The following is a 15,835-nucleotide window of genomic DNA, read 5'->3' as shown; positions in this document are numbered from 1 at the left end:
TTTATGATGCGTTTATATAGAGCCGCATTGAGAGAGCGGCCATAAACCGTGTCTTGTGCATATGGCAGAATCTCCGGTCAGAGCCTGCCGCCTTCCTGTCTTTAGGCCAGCTGCGTCTTGGCTTCCCCGTCGTACAAATAACAGGCCGTCAGGTGCCCCTCTTCCGTCTCCGTAAGCTGCGGACGCGTATTCCGGCAGATGTCCATCACATGCGGACATCTCGTACTGAAGGCGCAGCCGACCGGGGCGTTCGCCGGGCTCGGCACCTCGCCCTGGAGAATGATGCGCTCCTTCCGCAAATCCGGATCGGGCTCGGGAACCGCCGACAGCAGCGCCTGCGTATAAGGATGCTGGGGATGGGAATACAGCTTCTCCTTGTCGGTAATCTCGACGATTCGCCCCAGATACATCACCGCGACCCGGTCGCAAATATGCTTCACAACGCTGAGATCATGCGCGATAAATATGTAGGTTAATCCGAATTCGCGCTGCAAATCCTGCATGAGGTTAATCACCTGCGACTGTATCGATACGTCCAGCGCCGAGACGGGCTCGTCCGCCACAATCAGCTTCGGCTGAAGGGCAAGCGCCCGGGCGATGCCGATCCGCTGCCGCTGGCCTCCGGAGAATTGATGCGGGAACCGCTGAAGATGTGCCTTCGACAGGCCGACGACATCGGCCAGCCGCTGAACGGCGGCCTTGCGCTCTCTGGCGTCGCCAACGCCGTGCACGATCATCGGCTCCTCCAGAATCCGCTCCACGGTATTGCGCGGGTCGAGCGAGGAGAACGGGTCCTGGAAGACAATCTGCATATCCCGGCGCCGCTTGCGCAGTTCTTCCATGGACAGCTTGCGGATGTCCTGCCCCTCGAACAGAATCTCCCCGGCCGTCGGCTCGATCAGCCGAAGCAGCGAGCGTCCGGTCGTCGATTTGCCGCAGCCGCTTTCTCCCACCAGGCCGAATGTCTCGCCTCTGCGGACCGCGAACGAAATATCGTCCACGGCTTTGACGAAGCCTTGTGTTTTATTAAGAAACCCTTTATTAATCGGATAGTATTTCTTGAGTCCTTTCACTTCCAGCAAATGTTCGCTCATACCGCATCCTCCTGACTACCGTCATGCAGCCAGCATCTGCAGCTGTGCCGGTTCTCCTGAAGGGTTAGCTCCGGCAGAGACTGGTGGCAGATGTCCATCACATGGGAACAGCGCGGCGCAAACCGGCAGCCCTGCATATTTTTGCTCAAAATAGGCACGTTGCCCGGAATCGAATACAGGCGCTCGCGAGTCTCGTCCATTCTCGGCACGGAAGCGATGAGCCCCTGGGTGTAAGGATGCAGCGGATTTTTGAAAATATCATGCACCGAGCCTTCCTCCACCACCTTGCCGGCGTACATGACCGCTACCCGGTCGCACATTTCCGCAACGACGCCCAGATCATGGGTGATCATCATGACGGCTGTGCCCTGCTCCTCGTTGAGACGGCGGATCAGATCCAGAATTTGCGCCTGAATCGTCACATCCAGCGCCGTGGTCGGCTCGTCCGCGATCAGCAGCTCGGGACTACAGGAGATCGACATCGCGATCATTACCCGCTGGCGCATGCCTCCCGACAATTGATGAGGATATTCATCAATAATCGCTTCCGGTCTTGGAATGCCGACCTTGCGCAGCATTTCGACCGCATGCTCCCGGGCTTCCTTTTTGGACAGCCCCCGGTGCAGGCGCACCGTTTCAATAATTTGCTGCCCTACAGTGAACAGCGGATTGAGCGAGGTCATCGGCTCCTGAAAAATCATGGAGACAGCGTTGCCGCGGATTTTGCGCATTTCCTTCTCTTTAAGCGGCACGATATCCGTCCCCTTGAAGACGATGCGGCCGTCCACAATGCGGCCAGGCGGACTCGGCACAAGCTTCAGCACGGAAAGGGAGGTGACGCTTTTTCCGCAGCCCGATTCTCCCACCACGCCCAGCACCTCGCCGGGATTGATATAGAGATCGACGCCGTCGACCGCAGGCACTTCCCCTTTTTCCGTAAAGAAATGCGTATGCAGATTCTCGATTTTCAATATAGGCTGAACCAAAGAAGCTTACCTCTTTTCCCGTATAAATTGAACATAGGTCAAATTTGAATAAAATAAAAACTCTCCAAAAGTCTGTAGAGAGCACCGAACCTGACATTGCATGAAAGTATTAACCTGACATCACATGAAAGAGATACCGCTTTAAACCAACACAGTTGTTATATTTATTGACTTTACTATATATAATCTGCTCCGACAAGAATAAATTTTGGAAACTCGGGTTCTCTTTTTTTACAACTTGCATGAACATACATGTGATTACATAAAAAAACACTCAAAAAAATGACTGCGCTATTTATACAGCGACAGCCACTTCTCAATACGATAGCGGAAAGCCTCCCGGTAATGGGTGGGCTCGATGATTTCCGCTTCCTCTTTAAAATTAGCCACCCATTCCATGAACTCCCTGTCCCGCTCAAGCGAAACTTCAAAGCAGGCATATTTGCCCTGGGGTTTCATTTCTACAGGCGCGATTTCCGGTTTCCTCCGCTTGATCTCTTCCAGCGCGTTGTCCGAAAACCTGACTTTGAACATCACCCGTAGGCTGTCTTCTTCAACGGACCATTTCTGCTTCGTAAATGCCTGCAAATTGAAAGATTGTTTGGAAAAAGGCCTATCCAGCAGCTTTATATTCGTCAGGTCATGGGTGTGAAAGCTGCGAAAGGCCTTGAAGCTGTGGCAGTAGCCAATGAGATGAAAACGATTGTCCAGCGGGACCAGATAATACGGGTCGATTTCGATTCCGCTCTCCTCCTGCGAATTATCGCAGTAATCGACTCGAATGCTTTTTTGTTTCAGCACAGCGTTCAGAATGCGAATCAGATGGGACTGCTCCGTCCCGGAATCATACCTGTCGAGAAAGAGAGAGCCGGCTTCCTTCTTGGCGCTTTCCATATTCTCTTCCCGATCCGCCCTGAATTTGTAATCAGCCGCCAACACCTTCTCGTAGGCGCTCTCGAACCCTTCGGGCAGCCAAGGCTTTATCTTATCTATATTGACGCGAAGCTGCGAAAATGCGGCCGCTTCTTTCGATGACCAGTCCAGGGGATACAGCGCAAAATTACCAATAAAAGCATAACCCTTCCCGTGGCCCAAATGGGTAATTGGAATATGCATGGCGCTCAAGGCATCCATATCCCGATAAATCGTTCTCTCACTGGTGCCGCAGCGCTCGGCCAATTCGCGCGCCAGGATGCCGGGCTTGGCCTGAACGAGCGTAATTACACGCATCAGACGAATTAATCGGTCTGTCATATTAACTACTCCTTGCCAACATTAGTAAAATAAATTCGTCTTTAAGCTGCATTCGGAAATGTGCGTCTATATCAATCCTAAATAATTCCACATAATGGGATATGTAATAGAACTATTTTACTATTTTAACACAATTAACAGTGCGATTATAAACTACTCCTTAAAAAAGTAAGCATAAAGTCTCATATGATTGTTTAGGTATTAATTCCTATATTATCTTTTTTAAAAATTTACCCGCTTGCGTATCGGGGTTCCCCGTTTTCGTCAAGGAGAGATCCTTCCTTCCTTTCGCTCTGCTTATAGAGCAGCTCGGCTTGACGCAGCAGCACGCTGTCTTCGGAGCGCACGGCCAGCAGCAGAAGCTTGTCGGCATGACGCCGCAGCATCTCCCGGGCGTCAGCCTGCCGCCCGCAGGCGTATAAAGACAGCGCCTCCGTAATGGTCTTCTCCGCTATCAGGAGCTCCCGGTGCTTCTCGACGTAAAAAGAGCAGACCTCATCCATGCATCCGGTGTGGCGGCTGTATTCCAGCGTCAGCTTCTGCACAGGCAGTTCCCGTTCCCGTTCGCCTGTCCGCTGCCGGTATCCCCACTGAAGCCAGAGCATCTCGTAGCGGCCGGACGCACGGGGCTCCAAATCAAAATCCAACGCGATATATTTCGTCTGCCCCGCGCGGATCGTCCCCAGTGAGAGAATGATCGCCCGGTCTTCGCTGTCCGCCTTGTGGCAGCCATGCAGGCCGGTCAGGCTTACATGGGGCTCAAGCCATATACGCAGCTCAATATCGCGCGCAGCAATTGGATAGGATTTCTTCCGCCCTGTAATCGGCTGTACGAATCCGCGCCATTCAATGAGCAGGATGGCTTTTTGGGGTTTTCCGGAAAAAATGCAATCGCGGCTCCATGTATAAACCGGTTGAATACTGGCATGCATGATTTCCACCTCTTTCTTTTTTTGGGTCTTCTATATAATGTACCAATATTGGCGGACAACTCCTTGTCATGGAATGTATGTTCGGTTTGATATTATCGACAAAAAAAGAGCATATTCACCCGAAAGTAAACCGCTCCTATAGCAGCACCCGCTATAATTTGCATATTGCAATGATTTATTTCATTATACCGAATTATACCGAAAGTTTTCTCTTTCTCCTCCCGGGACGCGCGGATTTAAAAAAAAAGACCAGACCCTACAATAAAACGCGGATCGGGCGGCGTCTTTTGCCGCAATCTGCCCGGATGCTGACATGCTATAATCAGTATAGTAGTATGAAAGAAACCCAACTTCATGTCTGGCGGTGATCAACCTATGAAATCAAAATTTCTTCCTGCACTCCCGCGTCTGCTTGGCGCCATTGTGTTAATGGCTTCCCTGGTTTACAGTCTGCCGGCTTCAGCCGCCCAGGCGAATGTATTCGGCGATTTGTACCGCGGGCTGGAGCAGTTCTCTGAGCTGCCGGATCAGGTAAATGAACTGCAGGAAAGCTATCAACAGACCGTAAGCGAGCTGGAGCAGACGAAGGATCAGCTTGGCCAGACGATAGATCAGCTGGACCAGACCCAGCATCAACTGGAAACCTACCGCAGCGAAAATACCTCTCTGCAGGAACAAAACCGGATGCTTACCGCGATGGTCGATGAGCTGAGGGACGAGCGAGCCGCCCGGGAAGGCTATGTCCACCGGCTGAAGGTGACTATATTTACAGGACTCGGACTGATTGCGGGCTATTTTGTGCTGACCAGGGTTATCCGCCTCGGCATGCGCAGCCGCTCAAGCAAAGGAGACAGATTTCGTTAATACACAGTACGGCGCAGAATACCTGGGACTATCGGGAAGAGGTGAGGGCGGTGAACGTGGAAGTCCAGGATCAAGAACATTCTTCAAGCGGCCAGGCCTTGACCTTCACGCTGGAGGAGAATGAGGAAATTCATGTGCTGCATCCGCAGCAGATCATAGCGTATCAGGGACCTTCTTCGGGACGGGCCGACCGGCTGATGGATGTTAAGGGAATGTACCGCAAGCGCAAGCTGATCCGGGCAGATATGTCCGGTCCCTGCAGGTTCACGGCGGCGCTGCCGCCGGGCTACCGGATCAAAACGGTCCGGCTGGAAGGCAAAGACGACCTGCTCTATGACTTCAGGCATTTGTTCTATTACAGCAAAGGCATTGAAATGCAGACCCGTATTCTGAGCGTGAAAAATATGATTGTGACCCGTGATCTCATCAAGGTCAGGTTCTCCGGCAGCGGAAGCATCGGTATTCTGACCGAAGGAACCGTGTGCGAGGCGGCTCTGGACCCGGTCGAGCCTCTGTATGTCGATGCTGGCAGCATGATCGCCTATCCCGAGAATGCCCGGCTGGAACTGACGGTCTACGGGAACCATCTGGCCAGCCAGCATATGAGCTATCACTGGAAAATGACCGGCTGCGGCCCGGTCCTCTTTCAGGCCGGCCGGCAGAACCGCCGTTTTGAAAGGGAGAACCGGGAGGACGGCATTCTCAAACGATTCCTAAGGGAAGTGCTGCCCTTCGGAGGCGTCTTCATCAAGTAATCCAACATCCCCCGCTGGTTAATATACGGATGCCAAAATCAAAATGGCCGGTTCCAGTCATAATCCGACTGGAACCGGCCATTTGGCGCTGCTTAAGCTGCCGCCGTTCGTTTGCCGCCTGTGTGCAGCCGGCAGGCATCCCCTTCTTAGCCGAGGTAAGCGTTCAGCATCCATACATGCTTCTCGACATTTGTCCGGATTCCGATGAACAGATCGCCTGTCGGCTGATCGCCGGATGCCTCGGCCAGGTTGATGCCGGCGCTCAGTTCTTCCGCAAGAAGCGCGTAATCCTTGGCCAAAGCGGCCACCATTTCCTTGGCGCTCTCGCCGCCGGTTGCTTCCTGCAGGCTGGACAGAGCGAGGTATTCTTTCATTGTCGAAGCGGGCTTGCCGCCGATGGCCAGCAGACGCTCAGCCAGCTCATCCACATAGCCCGCAGCTTCGTTATAGTATTCTTCGAATTGGCTGTGAAGCGTAAAGAAGTCCGTACCGGTAACAAACCAGTGATAATGATGAAGCTTAATTCCCAGCAGTGTCCAGTTGGCAGTTTGACGATTCAATACGGCATGCAGTTCGGTTTGAGTTTTCAGATCAGTGCTCATTGATTCATTCCTCCGGTCTTAAATTTTTTAATATTTAGACTTAATCTAAATCTATATTTAATTTAGCACAAATCTAGCTGCTTTGCAATCCATTGACTGTATTTAATTGGTGCATATTTTACCATGTCCCTCTTGGAAAGAACTGTTATCTCCGTCACACCCACTCGGTTGGCCTGACAAGAGGCTGCATAGGAAAAAGGGGGCTCCGAAGAGCCCCCGCTAACGTTCAACTATATTTCATTCCCGCGATCAATGTAAGGTCGTCAGCGGGAGCCGCCCGCTTGTGAGCCAATCAGCTTAAGCTTCATCGCGAGCGGGGAGATGGTTGTTCCCTGAATGACGGCCGAGGTCAGGACGACGAAAAAGACAACATTAAAGAACATCCTGCCGTGCTCCAGCCCGGCCAGGAGCGGGTACATGGCGAGAACGATCGGAATGGCGCCCCGGAGTCCCGCCCAGGAGATGAGTGTTTTTTCGTGAATGGAGTATTTAAAAAAGAGCAGGCTTAAAAAGACGCCGATCGGCCGGGCCACCAGCATTAATATGAAAGACAGAAGCAGCCCCTCCCAGGCGATATTCACCAGTTCCTGGGGGAAGACCAGCAGACCGAGCAAAATGAACATGAAGATCTGCATCATCCAGCCGAATCCGTGATTGAAGCTCATAATGGTGCGGTAGTAGGTGAGCTCGGAATTGCCGAGAACAAGCCCCATCGTATAGACCGCAAGCAGACCGCTGCTGTGCAGCAGAGCGGCCGAGCCGTAGGTCAGCACGGCAAATCCGAAGGCCATAACGGAATAAAGGCCGGTGGAATCCAGGTTGATCCGGTTGATCACCTGAACAGTAGTTTTGCCCATTGCCAGGCCTATGAGCAGGCCAATTCCCATCTCCCAGATGAAAGACAGCAGCAGACGCCATACCGCGGTATCCGGATCGTGTATCCATTCGATCAACGACACGGTAAGAAAGACCGCCATCGGGTCGTTGCTGCCCGACTCCGCCTCCAGCGTGGAAGTCAGGCGTTTATTGATATTCTTGCCGCCCAGTACAGAGAAAACCGCCGCGGCATCCGTCGATCCGACGATGGCTCCGAACAGCAGCCCTTCCGCCCAGGAAACATCTAGAACCCATGTGGCGAACAGCCCCACTACGGCAGTCGTAACCAGCACCCCCAGGGTGGAAAGCGCCAGCGAAGGGCCGATCACCGGCCGGATATCCTTGAAACGGGTCTGCATGCCGCCCTCAAACAAAATGACGACAAGAGCAAACAGGCCCGCAAATTGAGTGAGCGGCACATTATTGTAATAAACAAAGCGGCTGAGAATCATGCCCGCGGCGATAAACAGGACCAGCGACGGCAGCCCAAACCGCGAAGAAAATTTGGTGGACAGTACCCCTACCAGCATAAGAGCGGCCAGCAGCATAAGGATGGAATCGGCTTGATGGGTCATCTTGTCGATCACGCCCTTTCTCAAGTTATCGGGACCGCCAGGTTAAGCTTCCGCAACTTCGCCTACTCTCTTGAGTAAATTTGCAATTCGTGGATGGACCAGAAATTTCCGCCGGTTCCGGTCTGGACGATTCGGACATACCTGCCCCTTGTCTGGGCAAAAGGATACATGCTGACGTCCTTCCTTCCCCTGCCCGACGTGATCTGCTGCCAGTTCTGCCCGTCCTCCGATACATAAATGTTGTAGATCCTCGGATAATCGTATGGAGATTTGGAGGTGTCCATCTCTATGGCCTCCAGGGAATGCGAGCTTCCCATGTCGATCTGAACCATTTCGCCGGAGGTCATATTTTTACCGCTATCCCACCGGGTGCTCAGATCTCCGTCGATCATATAAGAAAGCTTTTTTTCGCTCATATTCAAATTGTCCGAGACCTTCCAGCCGGTCCGATCCAGCGGCACCAGGCCGGTAGCCGTAATCTGCGTCTTGGCCGACAGCAGCGTTTTGCCCGTTACCCGAACCCCGTAAGTGTACAGAACTCCCTCTTTAAGCGCACGGTCGGTGTACGACGTAGCTTGAACTTTAGAAGCGATCTGCCTCAGTTGGTTATCCGCGCCCTCCGCGCGGAACACATCATAGCCGGTCCCGGGAGATTCGAGCCAATTCAGCTGTACGGAGGTCCCTCTGACGGCGGTGGCCGTCAGGCTCTTTGGCGCCTCATCCGCTACTTCCGAGGAAGGCTGCAAAATATATTGTACAGCCTCTCCCGGAGCCAGCGTTTCCGTAAAGGTAAGCTCAGGCTTCGCCTGCAGGCCGGTCACGTAACGGCGCGCTTCTTCATACGTATTGCCGTCACCGAAACGCTCTCCCTCATAGATCGTTTGCTTGGGCATGGTGACTTTGACGCTTACGGTCTGCGGTGTGTTCTCGAAATTGACGAAGTTCACCAGCACCTTGTTCGATGTCGCATCGCTTCCCGCCAGCGGAGCCAGCTTGGAGGTATCCACGGCCCGGACGTATACCAGTTTGTCGGCAAGCGCGCTTTTGTTCAGCAGATTATAGGTGAGCGGGGCGCCGTGGGTCGCATAGGCCAAGCTCAGTCTGCGCATGATTCTGACGCGGGAATCCTCGCCTTCCTTGGTATAGTAAATCTCCGTCTTGGCCGGATCATGCGTCTTCAGATTAACGTTTTTGAACTGAAACAGACTGAAATTGTAGAAAAAGGCAGCGTGCTGCACGAACATATCCGCATAGCCGATATGAGCTCTCATAATCCGGTCGAACGCGGCCGACGTCCGCTCCTTCGCCCCGTAATGATAATCGTCCACATGAGTGTCGGAGGTGCCGAACTCGGAAACCAGCATTTTTTTGGGAAGCCCGTCATTCGAGCCTTGGAAAGTCTTCAGGTTCTCGGTAAAGCTGCCGCCGTTCTTGGCGACGTAAGAATCCCCGTATGAATGGCCGTTCGTAAGATCTGTGATCTTCTCCAGCTCCAGCCGCTGCGCGGGATCGCGTTCCCAGCCGTCCGGGTCGCCGCATTGCTTGACGTCCCCTCTCTGGTTCCCGCAGGAATCCTCCTTGTATGCCGGCCAATACGCCCAGCCCGGAGCAACCGTCTTAAGATGAGGCGCGATTTGTTTACCCTCCTTGTTCAGCCAGTCGGCAATCGCCAGGTTGACCGCCTTGGAGCGGTTAAACAAGCCGGGTTCGTTATCTACCTCGTAATACTGAAAATATGAGCCGTACTGCCGGAAATAATCGGTCAGCTTCTTCTTCGCGCTATCCGGCAGGGAGCCGTCCGCATTCAGCTTGATATTCCCGGTGTACAAATACAGCGCGACCGACTGCATATTGTAATCCTTAAGCACCTTGTAGTAATTCTCCAGGTCGGAACGGGAAAAGCCTACATCGCTGGCGCCGCCCGTCCGCATAATATTGCCGCTGTAGGCCAAACCGAGCCATTTGATAATGTACGGCAGATGAGCGGTGGCGCCTGTATCAAAATAAAACTGCTTGTTGGCAACCATGGTGCCCGTAAGCACATAGCTGCCATGAATCGGCTCGCTGATCGGCGAATTCAGCGAACGCAGGCTGAGATCGTCCCAGGTCCACCATGAATATTGGTCCTCCGCGCTCGACGCATACATGGAACGGACCACTTTCAGCTTGAGCTCGTTTGTGCCAATTTTCAGCTGTTCCTTTGGAATATACAAATCGTATGTTTTACGGAAATCGTACCCGCTGCCTGTTCCCGCAACGCCCGCGATTTGAATAATCCCCGACAGCTGGCTGTTGGAGAAGGCCGCCATCTGAGGGACGGATTTATAGGCATCGAGAATGCTAACCTGAAACAATACCCCGTTGTCGGGAATATGGGTCAAGCTGTACGAGATTCGCAGTTCGGGCAAGCTCTTGCCATTCAGACCGGAAGGCACTTTTTTGAGATCTCCCGTGTCAAGTTCAGATGTATCCATACTTACTGCGCTCCCCGCGGATGATGAATCCCTGGGCGCGAACTCGCCGGACGATTCATTCCGTGTGCCCAGCTGCCAGATGATTTTCCCCGGCGGGGATACGGGCGCTGTCTTATACGCGGTGGAAAAGTTGGAATTCCCGGGTTCTTCCGCTCCTTCATTCCCTAAAAAAGAGACAGACAGCAAAAATAAGACGATAAATCCTGCAAGCTTCAAAAGTACGGTTAAAGATAGGGCTTTTCGTGGTATACTCATTTCCTGTCCTCGCTTTCTCAAGGAATCCGACCTCCCGGTCTATTGTTTAGTCGGGTAGAAAAAGCTCTTTGGGGGGAATGACCTCTTCCGGCCGCCCCGGACCTTGCCAGAGCAGCTTGATGTCGGCTTTACCTTTATTTTCGAAGTACTCCACTCTAATGTCGTAAAAAGTATTCTCTTTCAATTTAATCGTTCCTGTCCGGGCTGTATCGTTCTGGAGCGCCCAGCTGTCGATGACAAGCTTGCCGCCGATCCATACCCGTACACCGTCGTCGGCTACAGCTTTGATCGTATAGGTTCCGGTGCCGGAAGCTTTAAGGCGGCCCTGCCACCTCACGGAGAAGAAGTTGCTGTTCACGGCTTCCCCGGGCGTCCCCTCCTGCCAGCTTAAGTCCAAATTCGCGTCAGTCTTGCTGAAAGCCGGCTTGCCTTCCAGTTCCCTGTTGGCGAAATAATCTCCCCGTAGCCCGTTGCCGGCGGCTACCGCCTCCTTATCCACCAATTGGATATAATCGTCTCTGGATAACGTGTAATCGGCGTTCATGAAGCTATTGATTGTGCGCTGGCTGTTGTTCTCGGTCAGCATTTTCCCCCAGGTCATCACATAGACCCATTTGCTCTGGCTCTTGGCCAGCAGCCGGGGATTTGGCAGCTCGCCGCTCTCGCCGATGGCGATCGGCTTGCCGTCTGCAAGCTTCAGCAGACTATCGTAATACCATTGCTGAAAATCATTGTTGTATATATCCGCTGCCAGGATATCAACTTTGTCCGCTCCCGGGTAATAGGTCGCATAGGCGTCGGCATACCCGTTGGGCGCATTCGGATTCCATACCCAGAGCAGATTGTTTAATTTATGTTTACCCACAAAACGTTCATACATAATATCCCAGAGAGCTGAAAAATTATTTTTCTTGCCCCACCAGAACCAGCCCCCATTCATTTCATGGTAGGGTCTCCACAGAACGGGCACTCCTGCGCTCTGCAGCTGCTTCAAATACCCGGCGATCTGATCAAGGTCGGCAATCAGATGGTTGTACTGGTCCGTACCTGGAGTGACGTAGGCGTCAAACTCGCTTTGGCTCAGACTCATGGAGACATTGGACCATATGGGAGCAGTGCCGGGCAGGTTCTCATGAAAAGTCATGGCCACGATCCCGCCGCTTCTATACCAGTTGATGGCGCTATGTACAACGGCATTCCGCTGGCGGTCGATCGTGTCCGGCGACTGGCCGTTAATGGCTCCAAGCTCGTAACCGTGAAGTGCGGCATATTTGCCTGTAGCCTTTTCGAGCTTATTATTAAATTCATCCGGACTTTCCAGATAATCATGCTGGCCGGATATCAGGCTCTTGCCGCTTAAGCCTGCCAGGAACCCGAGCAGTTCTCCCGCCTCAGGCGAGGCCGACGGATTAACCGGAGCGGGCGGTGTCTGGATTACGGACTTGGGCGGAGTTTCCGAATGCATCCACGGCAGCAGGGACATGATCAGAATCAAAGGTAAAACCGTAGTGAACAACCGATACTTGGAGGATTTGTTCAATTTCATCTTCCTTTCTTAAGCCAGGAATCCTTTAAGAGAATGCCGGCCTCCCGTATGCCGGGAAAACAGTCTTCCCCATGAGGGGCTTATAGTTTAGAAGCCCTGCTGTATTAAGCAGGGCCTCGCAAGGCTCAAATGAACTGAATGAATTATAAGTATCGGCGGCCACCCTCAGGGGCAGCCGTAAAAGCTATATCAAAGCGAATCGGAAAGATAAAACGCGCTGGCTGGAACGGTTTCCTTGAGCTGGCTACTGCTCTCCCACATCAGACGCGCTTTGGCGCTCCCCGTATTATCGTAATATTCAACTTTAATGTCATACAGTTTCCCGGCTTCAAGGTCGATTCTTCCCTTTCGCTCTAAACCGTATTGGGTAGACCAGCTGGTAATAACGGCAACGCCGTTGACCCATAATTTAATACCGTCATCCGAACTGGTATAGAAGGAATAGTTCTCGCTGTACAGAGGCTTGATTTTGCCGCTCCAGCGGGCGGAGAACTTATCGGGGCCGATGGAGGTGTCCGGCGATCCGAGTCCCCAGTTGAAATCGACGGCCGATTCTTCCCGCACCAGTGCGGGCGTCCCGGTTAACTGCATGTTGGTAAAATATTCGCCCAGCAGGCCATGGCGTGGCTCCGCAGGCGTGGCCGAAGGCAGCAGCGCGGTCAAGGATGAGCTATCGGTTGAAGAATCCGCAGCGGACTGCTGATTGTTCGGCGTATATGTTGGTGTTGGTGTTGGTGTCGGGCTTGGCGATGGTACCGGCGTCGGTGTCGGACTTGGCGTAGGTGTCGGTGTTGGACTCGGTGACGGCGATGGTGTTGGGCTCGGCGTCGGTGTCGGCGATGGTGTCGGCGACGGACTTGGCGTCGGGCTTTCCGACAGCATTGGCACCGTATACGAAGCCAGAGCCGTACTAATTTCATCGCGGGTTAACGTAAATCCGTTGTTTAGAAAACTCTTGATTGTAGTCGTGGTGTTGTTTTCATAGAGCATTTTGCCCCAGGTCATCATAAAGACCCATTTGCTCTGATATTTGGGCAGCATCGCAGGATCGGGCATTTCACCATTCTCGCCAATGGCAATCGGCTTGCCTGCGGCCAAACTCAACAGATCGTCATAATAGCTCTGTCTGAAGTCCTTGTTGTAAATGTCCGCCGCCAGAATATCCACTTTATCCGCACCGGGATAAGTCTTCGCGTAAGGATCGGCCCAGTCGTTCGGAGCATTCGGGCTCCACACCCAAATCAGGTTGTTCAATTTATGAACATTGACAAAACGGTCATACATAATATTCCAGAGAGCAGTAAAATTCGTCTTCTTGCCCCACCAGAACCAGCCCCCGTTCATTTCGTGATAGGGCCGCCACAGAACGGGCACTCCGGCATCGCGCAGGGTTTTCAGCGAAACCGCCACCTTGTCCAGCTCAGTGATCAGATTTTGGTACTCCGGGGTTCCGGGTGTAACATACTTGTCGAAGTCGGCCTGGGACAACGACATCTGCACATTGGACCAGCTGTATGATGTTCCCGGCAGATTCTCGTGGAACGTCATCGCGACGATGCCTCCGGACTTATACCATTTGATGGCGCTGTTCACCACATTTTGCCGGAGCCATGTTACGGCGCCGTCCGTTTGGCCGTTGATCGCGCCAAGCTCATATCCATGGAGAGCTGCATATCTACTGCTCGTTACTTGAAGCTTGTTGTTGAACTCGTCCGGACTTTCCAGATAGTCATGCTGACCGGTGATAATTCGGGTTCCGGAAATGGAATACAGGTAACTCAGCAGCTTGACCGCTTCGGGTGAAGCGTCCGGGGTCACCGGCGCTGTGGACGCAGCCGCCGCGGAAACGGTCGATGCGCTTCCTCCGCCCATGAACGGAACAAATGACAGGAGCAGAGACAGAGTTACCAGCATGCAGAACAATCGATACGTACGGTGAACTTTCAATTTCATCTTCCTTTCGGTAGCCAGGCTGCCTCTCTGAAATGGAGAGGCCCTATGGCTTTGCGTCCCTACCTCGCGATAGGTTTGCCTTTGTCGTATTGGAAGGCTTAACCTTCTACCGTAAATATCGACGGTGTACAATTAATGATGAAGACTGATTTTCATCATTCTTCAATAAATGAGCCAAAAGACCCGTTTAATAGCCTTGTTATATGGTTAATAAGTAGGTTATCCCTCATTCAGGCATTATTACGAGATAAATTGCTGCAGTTCAATATCCTTCCAATCCAGCGTTATGCGGATATTATCCTCTTCCACCAGCTCCGATCCGGTCTGAACCTCGATGAATTCCACATCGGTCAACGCGAGAATGCTGTGCTTCGTTCCTTCCGGTATGCGCACAACATCTCCGGCTTTCACCGTGTGCAATTTCTCGTTAAGAATGATGCTGGCTTCCCCGCTGATAAAGGTCCAGATTTCGCTGCGCTTAAGATGATACTGGTAGCTGATATTTTTTCCCTCTGCGATAAAAATCCGCTTGGTCAGGACTTCATTGCTTTCCTGGTATTTGACGTAATCGATCACCTTATAGTGGCCCCACCGGCGTTCCTCGTACATCGGTCTTTGCTCCGCGCCCTTCAGCACCTCTTTGATGCGCGGGCTTTCCGATTTGTGGGTGACGAGGATGCCATCCGGGCTCGCGGCGATGATCAGGTCCTGGGCGCCAATTACCGTGATCGGAATATCAAGCTCGTTGACCAGGCAGCTTGTAGAGGAATCCTCAGTCAGCACGCCCTTGCCTAATTGGTTGCTCGCCATTTCCTCGGTCAGGGTATTCCAGGTGCCTAAGTCCTTCCAGAATCCGTCATACGGCTGGACAACGATCTTGTCTTCCTTCTCAACCACTTCGTAATCGAAGCTGATGGAAGAGAGCAGCTTATACTGCTTCTGCAGCTCCTCGTAAGTCAAAGGCAGCCCTTTTTGCTGTAAAATATTAAGCAGATATCCCAGCCGGAAGGCGAACACCCCGCAGTTCCACAAGGCGCCCTGTCCGATCAGCTCTTCGGCCCGCAGGCGATCCGGCTTCTCCAGGAAACCGCTAACCGGTCTTACCTCTTTCTCCGTCGCGCCGCCCGAAGGAATAATGTAGCCGTATTTCTCCGAGGGATGCTCCGGCACGACGCCGATCAGCGCCAGATTTGCGCCGGTATCGTCAAGCGCCTGCTCCAGCTGTGAAATCGAGCCGAAGAAGGAGCCTTCCACATAAGGATCGACCGGGAGGATCGCGACGGTCTCATCCGGGCGAACGCCTTCTACCGAATACAGGTAGACGGCCGTCAGCGCAATGGCCGGAAACGTATCGCGGCGCTCGGGCTCGACGATGATCTTGACATCCCCGCCCAGCTGGCTTTGGATCATCTCCACCTGCCCGCGCCCTGTCGCCAAATACGACGATTCCGCAAGTCCCGCTTCTCCCAGCTGCCGCCATACCCGCTGGACCATCGATTCCGGCTCGCCGAGCGGGCTTTCCAGCACCTTCAGAAACTGTTTCGACCGAGAGTCGTTGGACAGAGGCCACAGCCGTTTTCCCGAACCGCCAGACAATAATACCAGTTTCATAATGATACCCTCCCTCATAATGGTCATGATACAGCCGTGAACAGCCTGCTTCTTAACG

At 52.9% G+C, this 15,835-nt stretch carries 11 protein-coding genes, 1 pseudogene and 1 riboswitch; of the genes and pseudogenes, 2 read left to right on the top strand and 10 right to left on the bottom strand.

What is annotated here, in order from left to right; translation table 11 throughout:
• Window positions 1–101 precede the first annotated feature (101 nt).
• The 4 genes from PSAB_RS04960 to PSAB_RS04945 all read right to left on the bottom strand — a co-directional run bounded on the left by PSAB_RS04960 (window position 102) and on the right by PSAB_RS04945 (window position 4,266).
• Window positions 102–1,094 carry an ABC transporter ATP-binding protein gene (locus tag PSAB_RS04960; RefSeq protein WP_025333472.1) on the bottom strand — a complete coding sequence of 331 codons (993 nt, stop codon included), beginning with the start codon at window positions 1,092–1,094 and terminating at the stop codon, window positions 102–104.
• Complete coding sequence (locus tag PSAB_RS04955; RefSeq protein ID WP_025333471.1) at window positions 1,091–2,080, bottom strand: ABC transporter ATP-binding protein; 990 nt, start codon at window positions 2,078–2,080, stop codon at window positions 1,091–1,093. Before PSAB_RS04955 ends, PSAB_RS04960 begins: the two co-directional genes overlap by 4 nt.
• A 291-nt stretch (window positions 2,081–2,371) precedes the next feature.
• Complete coding sequence (locus PSAB_RS04950; RefSeq protein WP_025333470.1) at window positions 2,372–3,334, bottom strand: helix-turn-helix transcriptional regulator; 963 nt, start codon at window positions 3,332–3,334, stop codon at window positions 2,372–2,374.
• A 230-nt stretch (window positions 3,335–3,564) separates the two neighbouring features.
• Window positions 3,565–4,266, bottom strand: a complete 702-nt coding sequence (locus PSAB_RS04945; protein WP_025333469.1) for a hypothetical protein — start codon at window positions 4,264–4,266, stop codon at window positions 3,565–3,567.
• Window positions 4,267–4,641: 375 nt separating this feature from the next.
• Here PSAB_RS04945 and PSAB_RS04935 point away from each other — a divergent pair, with 375 nt between their 5' ends.
• Together PSAB_RS04935 and PSAB_RS04930 are read left to right on the top strand one after the other, a co-directional pair.
• Complete coding sequence (locus tag PSAB_RS04935; RefSeq protein WP_025333467.1) at window positions 4,642–5,130, top strand: hypothetical protein; 489 nt, start codon at window positions 4,642–4,644, stop codon at window positions 5,128–5,130.
• Window positions 5,131–5,186: 56 nt separating this feature from the next.
• Entirely contained in the window at window positions 5,187–5,885 is a 699-nt protein-coding gene (locus PSAB_RS04930) for an AIM24 family protein (RefSeq protein WP_025333466.1), read from the top strand.
• 146 nt (window positions 5,886–6,031) lie between these two features.
• On the opposite strand, the gene PSAB_RS04925 is transcribed toward PSAB_RS04930, so the two are convergent.
• The 6 genes and pseudogenes from PSAB_RS04925 to PSAB_RS04900 all read right to left on the bottom strand — a co-directional run bounded on the left by PSAB_RS04925 (window position 6,032) and on the right by PSAB_RS04900 (window position 15,777).
• Window positions 6,032–6,487: a Dps family protein gene (locus tag PSAB_RS04925; RefSeq protein WP_051529719.1), complete on the bottom strand. Its 456-nt coding sequence runs from the start codon at window positions 6,485–6,487 to the stop codon at window positions 6,032–6,034.
• Window positions 6,488–6,777: 290 nt separating this feature from the next.
• Window positions 6,778–7,938 (bottom strand): annotated as a pseudogene (locus tag PSAB_RS04920) (potassium/proton antiporter); the annotation flags it as partial.
• Between the two features lie 62 nt (window positions 7,939–8,000).
• A complete protein-coding gene (locus PSAB_RS04915) occupies window positions 8,001–10,412 on the bottom strand; it encodes a discoidin domain-containing protein (RefSeq protein WP_226991768.1) in 2,412 nt (803 codons plus the stop codon).
• A 301-nt stretch (window positions 10,413–10,713) separates the two neighbouring features.
• The gene (locus tag PSAB_RS04910) at window positions 10,714–12,213 is read right to left on the bottom strand and encodes a glycosyl hydrolase (RefSeq protein WP_025333463.1); all 1,500 of its coding nucleotides are present in this window, start codon (window positions 12,211–12,213) and stop codon (window positions 10,714–10,716) included.
• A gap of 189 nt (window positions 12,214–12,402) precedes the next feature.
• Window positions 12,403–14,160, bottom strand: a complete 1,758-nt coding sequence (locus tag PSAB_RS25885; protein ID WP_226991767.1) for a glycosyl hydrolase — start codon at window positions 14,158–14,160, stop codon at window positions 12,403–12,405.
• A 12-nt stretch (window positions 14,161–14,172) separates the two neighbouring features.
• Window positions 14,173–14,256, bottom strand: a riboswitch (cyclic di-GMP riboswitch).
• 150 nt (window positions 14,257–14,406) lie between these two features.
• The gene (locus PSAB_RS04900) at window positions 14,407–15,777 is read right to left on the bottom strand and encodes a sugar phosphate nucleotidyltransferase (RefSeq protein WP_025333461.1); all 1,371 of its coding nucleotides are present in this window, start codon (window positions 15,775–15,777) and stop codon (window positions 14,407–14,409) included.
• Window positions 15,778–15,835: the final 58 nt, after the last annotated feature.

This window comes from Paenibacillus sabinae T27, assembly GCF_000612505.1.
Classification (GTDB): domain Bacteria; phylum Bacillota; class Bacilli; order Paenibacillales; family Paenibacillaceae; genus Paenibacillus_AQ; species Paenibacillus_AQ sabinae.
The sequence above is the reverse complement of the archived record's forward strand: the minus strand, read 5'-3'. Positions and strand labels throughout refer to the sequence as shown.

Coding starts and splice junctions, on each gene's coding strand:
- PSAB_RS04900 (WP_025333461.1), bottom strand. CDS start 15,777: ATGAAACTGGTATTATTGTCTGGCGGTTCGGGAAAACGGCTGTGGCCT.
- PSAB_RS04960 (WP_025333472.1), bottom strand. CDS start 1,094: ATGAGCGAACATTTGCTGGAAGTGAAAGGACTCAAGAAATACTATCCG.
- PSAB_RS04945 (WP_025333469.1), bottom strand. CDS start 4,266: ATGCATGCCAGTATTCAACCGGTTTATACATGGAGCCGCGATTGCATT.
- PSAB_RS04915 (WP_226991768.1), bottom strand. CDS start 10,412: ATGGATACATCTGAACTTGACACGGGAGATCTCAAAAAAGTGCCTTCC.
- PSAB_RS04925 (WP_051529719.1), bottom strand. CDS start 6,487: ATGAGCACTGATCTGAAAACTCAAACCGAACTGCATGCCGTATTGAAT.
- PSAB_RS04910 (WP_025333463.1), bottom strand. CDS start 12,213: ATGAAATTGAACAAATCCTCCAAGTATCGGTTGTTCACTACGGTTTTA.
- PSAB_RS04935 (WP_025333467.1), top strand. CDS start 4,642: ATGAAATCAAAATTTCTTCCTGCACTCCCGCGTCTGCTTGGCGCCATT.
- PSAB_RS04950 (WP_025333470.1), bottom strand. CDS start 3,334: ATGACAGACCGATTAATTCGTCTGATGCGTGTAATTACGCTCGTTCAG.